Source organism: Acidovorax sp. KPB24-07 (assembly GCF_057543315.1).
The window spans coordinates 1-3,403 of record NZ_BAAJYS010000355.1 but is presented as its reverse complement, the minus strand read 5'-3'; the positions used below and the strand labels follow the sequence as shown (position 1 = coordinate 3,403).

At 64.4% G+C, this 3,403-nt stretch carries 4 protein-coding genes; 2 read left to right on the top strand and 2 right to left on the bottom strand.

Annotation, left to right across the window (positions count from 1 at the left end; genetic code table 11):
- Both AC27IQ_RS20845 and AC27IQ_RS20840 read right to left on the bottom strand, forming a co-directional pair.
- A partial coding sequence (locus AC27IQ_RS20845; RefSeq protein ID WP_487090630.1) for a homoserine dehydrogenase occupies positions 1-488 on the bottom strand: 488 nt, incomplete at its 3' end.
- Positions 489-564: 76 nt separating this feature from the next.
- A complete protein-coding gene (locus tag AC27IQ_RS20840; protein ID WP_284405962.1) occupies positions 565-1,794 on the bottom strand; it encodes a pyridoxal phosphate-dependent aminotransferase in 1,230 nt (409 codons plus the stop codon).
- 170 nt (positions 1,795-1,964) lie between these two features.
- On the opposite strand from AC27IQ_RS20840, the gene AC27IQ_RS20835 reads away from it, so the two are divergent.
- Together AC27IQ_RS20835 and AC27IQ_RS20830 are read left to right on the top strand one after the other, a co-directional pair.
- On the top strand, positions 1,965-2,336 hold the full coding sequence (locus tag AC27IQ_RS20835) for an Mth938-like domain-containing protein (protein ID WP_284395750.1): 372 nt from the start codon (positions 1,965-1,967) through the stop codon (positions 2,334-2,336).
- Between the two features lie 163 nt (positions 2,337-2,499).
- Positions 2,500-2,985, top strand: coding sequence for a peroxiredoxin (locus AC27IQ_RS20830; RefSeq protein ID WP_272551605.1), 486 nt, complete (start codon positions 2,500-2,502; stop codon positions 2,983-2,985).
- Positions 2,986-3,403: the final 418 nt, after the last annotated feature.

Here is a 3,403-nt window from a genome sequence, read left to right as displayed (position 1 = left end):
TTGGTGGTGCCGTTGATGATGCCGGCGATCCACTGGATGCGGTTGGCGGTGAGCCCCTCGCGCAGCGCCTTGATGATCGGGATGCCCCCGGCCACGGCGGCCTCGAAGGCCACCATCACACCCTTGGCCGACGCGGCCGCGAAGATCTCGGTGCCGTGCACGGCCAGCAGCGCCTTGTTGGCGGTGACCACGTGCTTGCCGGCGGCGATGGCTTCCAGCACCAGGGCCTTGGCGATGCCGTAGCCGCCGATCAGCTCGACCACGATGTCGATGTCGGGGTTGGCGATGACGGCGCGCGCATCGCTCACCACCTGGGCGGTGTCGCCCACGACGGTCCTGGCGCGGGCCGCGTCGAGGTCGGCCACCATGGCGATCTCGATGCCACGGCCGGCGCGGCGACGGATTTCCTCCTGGTTGCGTTGCAGCACGTTGAAGACGCCGCTGCCGACGGTGCCAATGCCCAGCAGGCCCACTTGGATCGGTTTCATGATCGAATTACCAGTCAAATTGCACTGCAGCGCTAGTTGAATATGCGCTGACAGCTATGAAAATAGGAGTAAAAAATCAGGCGGTGCCATGCTGCTGCCGGTACCGGGCGAGGAAATCCGCCAGGCGGCCGATGGCCACGCGCAGGTCGTCCTCGTGCGGCAGGAACACGATGCGGAAGTGCTGTTGGTCGGGGTAATTGAAGCCCGAGCCCTGCACCAGCATCACGCGCGTGGCGCGCAACACCTCCATGAAGAATTGGCGGTCGTCGGCGATGGGGTACATCGCGGGGTCCAGGCGGGGGAACATGTAGAGCGCCGCCTTGGGTTTCACGCAGCTCACGCCCGGGATCGCCGAGATGAGTTCATAGGCCAGGTCGCGCTGGCGCCGCAGGCGCCCGCCTTCCCGGACCAGGTCGTTGATGCTCTGGTAGCCGCCCAGCGCCGTCTGGATGGCCCATTGGCCGGGCACGTTGGAGCCCAGCTTGATGTTGGCGAGCATGTTGATGCCCTCGATGTAATCGCGGGCCACTTCCTTGTTGCCCGAGATCACCATCCAGCCCGCGCGGTAGCCGCACGAGCGGTAGGCCTTGGAGAGCGAGTTGAAGGTCAGCGTGAGCACGTCGGTGGACAGGCTGGCCAGCGCCGTGTGCGTGACGCCGTCGTACAGCACCTTGTCGTACACCTCGTCGGCCAGCAGCACCAGGCCGTGCTCGCGGGCGATCTGCACCAGGGCCTTGAGCAGCTCGTCTGAATACATCGCGCCCGTGGGGTTGTTGGGGTTGATGACCACCAGCCCCTTGGTGCGCGGCGTGATCTTGGCGCGGATGTCGTCCAGGTCAGGCATCCAGCCGTTGGCCTCGTCGCACAGGTAGTGCACGGGCTTGCCGCCCGACAGGCTGGCGACGGCGGTCCACAGGGGGTAGTCGGGCGCGGGCACCAGCAGTTCGTCGCCGTCGTCGAGCAGCGCGTTGGTGGCCATGCCGATCAGGTCGCTCGCGCCGTTGCCCAGGTAGATGTCGTCGAGCGTCACGCCCGCCACGCCCTGCTGCTGGCTGTAGTGCATCACCGCCTTGCGCGCGCCGAAGATGCCCTTGCTGTCCGAATAGCCCGCCGAGTTGGGCAGGTTGCGGATCATGTCCTGCTGGATTTCCTCGGGGGCGTCGAAGCCGAACGGCGCGAGGTTGCCGATGTTCAGCTTGATGATCTTCTGCCCCTCGTCCTCCATCTGCTTGGCCGCGTCCACGATCGGGCCCCGGACATCGTAGAGAACGTTATTGAGCTTCGCGGATTTGTGGATGGTCTTCATGCGCTGGCGAAAAAAGGACGGGAGCCGGACACGGGGGACTCAGAGACCCGCCAGGAGGCATTGCCTCTGTGGCGAAACCTATAATTTGACCACAGTTCCCGCAGCGCCCTGGCACCCTTTGGCCCCTCGTAGCGCACCTTTTCCCACAAACGGATATCCATCCAAAGCGAATGAAATTCCAGCCCGACCGCTCCGAAACGCAGACCATCAGCGCCTACGGCCCCGGCTGGATCGGCGTCGACGGCGAAAAGCTCACGACGAGCGTGATCCTCGGCTCGCGCGGGCTGCGCCAGGCGTGGGACTGCACGCGCTTCGAAGACCTCACGCCGGCGCACTTCGCGCAACTGGCCGGGCTCGATGCGGAACTCATCCTTTTCGGCAGCGGCACGCGCAACCGCTTTCCGCCGCCCGCCTGGCTGCAGCCGCTGATGGCCAAGCGCATGGGGCTGGAGACCATGGACACCCCGGCGGCCTGCCGCACCTACAACATCCTGGCGGGCGAGGGGCGCAACGTGGTCGCCGCCCTGCTGCTGGAGCCTTGACCGCCAGTTGTGTACTTTGGTTACAGACTGCAGGGCCTGAAAGAGTGCGAAAGAGTCCGTTTCAAGGTAAAATCTCCGGTTGCGGTCGGGGGCCCTCCAAGAGCAATAACACACACCGCTCCCCCGGCTTTTCAACGACTTTCATCCTGAGAGATTGAGTGCCATGGCGATCGTTGTCAACAAACCCCTACCTGAATTTGAAGCCAACGCGACCGGGGGGATCAAGGTCTCCAATACCTCGCATCTTGGCCAGGTTCTGATTCTGTACTTCTATCCCAAGGACAACACCCCTGGCTGCACCACCGAAGCCATGCAGTTCCGCGACAAGTACAAAGATTTCGTCAAGGCCGGCGCAGCCGTCTTCGGCGTGTCGCGCGACAACATGAAGTCGCACGACGACTTCAAGGAAAAGCTCGAACTTCCGTTCGAACTGATCGCCGACACCGAAGAAAAAATGTGCCACATGTTCGGCGTGGTCAAGAACAAGATCATGTACGGCAAGAAGGTCAAGGGCATCGAACGCAGCACCTTCCTGGTCGGCCCCGACGGCATCCTCGCCCACGAATGGCGCGGCCTCAAGGTGCCGGGCCATGTGGACGAAGTGCTCAAGGCCGTGAAGTCCATCAAGGCCCTCAAGAAAGCTGCCTGAAGCCGGCTGCGGCAGGCTGCCGCGGCCCGTCATGGGGAGCATGCATAATGGATCGATGCTGCTGAGAAACGCAACGCCCTCCCCTCACCCAAAAGCCGCCTTGGCCTCCAGGCGGCTTTTTGCTTTCTGAACATCCCATCGAGGCCATTGCACCATGCCCCTGCCCCCCGCCCCCACCCGGCGCGCCGCGCTGCTTTCTCCGGATGCTTACCACCAGACCGCGGCCCGTGCGGACCTGACCGCCGTTGACGAACCGGTCGAAGCCTTCGAACCCGCCAACCCTCCCGCCACCCGTTCCACCCGCAGGCCCGCGCGTACGACAGCCCCGTCCGCCCGCGATGCGGCAACCCGCACTGAAAGTGCTGCCGCGCGTGCACCCGCGCCAGTGGCCAGCGAGGCACCGCCGCAACCCGGGCAG

Bases quoted from the DNA above. Each gene is read 5' to 3' on its own strand.
- AC27IQ_RS20830 (WP_272551605.1), top strand. From the start codon at position 2,500: ATGGCGATCGTTGTCAACAAACCCCTACCTGAATTTGAAGCCAACGCG.
- AC27IQ_RS20840 (WP_284405962.1), bottom strand. From the start codon at position 1,794: ATGAAGACCATCCACAAATCCGCGAAGCTCAATAACGTTCTCTACGAT.
- AC27IQ_RS20835 (WP_284395750.1), top strand. From the start codon at position 1,965: ATGAAATTCCAGCCCGACCGCTCCGAAACGCAGACCATCAGCGCCTAC.